Below are 590 nucleotides of genomic sequence, written 5' to 3'. Positions count from 1 at the left end.
AGGACCGACGCCACGAGGATGTTCCACGTGAAGATCGGCATCCGGAACATGGTCATACCCGGTGCGCGCAGGCAGATGATGGTGGTGACGAAGTTGACGGCACCGAGGATCGTGCCGATGCCGCCGATGCCGACGCCGAGGATCCAGAGGTCCGCGCCGACGTTCGGCGAGTGGATCTTGTCCGCCAGCGGCATGTACATGGTCCAGCCGAAGGACGCCGCGCCACCGGGGGTCAGGAAGCCGGAGAGCATGATCGTGCCGCCCGCCGCGAACAGCCAGAAGCCGAACGCGTTGAGCCGGGGAAACGCCACGTCGGGGGCGCCGATCTGCAGCGGAATGATGTAGTTCGCGAACCCGACGACGATCGGGGTTCCGTAGAGCAGCAGCATCACCGTGCCGTGCATGGTGAACAGCTGGTTGAACTGCTCATTCGACAGGAACTGCATACCCGGGAGGAAGAGCTCCGCCCGGATGAGCAGCGCCATGAGGCCGCCGGCGAAGAAGAAGATGAAGCAGGTGACGATGTACATGATGCCGAGCAACTTGTGGTCGGTCGTCGTCAGCATCTTCCACACGAACGAGCCCGGCCG

Annotated in this window: 1 protein-coding gene; it reads right to left on the bottom strand. The window is 63.7% G+C overall.

Going from position 1 to position 590, the window contains the following annotated elements:
• Window positions 1–590, bottom strand: a 590-nt coding sequence (locus tag NR111_RS18260; protein WP_256821631.1) for a cbb3-type cytochrome c oxidase subunit I, incomplete at both ends; no start/stop codon positions are given.

This window comes from Dietzia sp. Die43 (assembly GCF_024519835.1).
GTDB classification, from domain to species: domain Bacteria; phylum Actinomycetota; class Actinomycetes; order Mycobacteriales; family Mycobacteriaceae; genus Dietzia; species Dietzia kunjamensis.
Note: the sequence above shows the minus strand (reverse complement) of the source record. Positions and strands in the feature narration are given on the sequence as shown.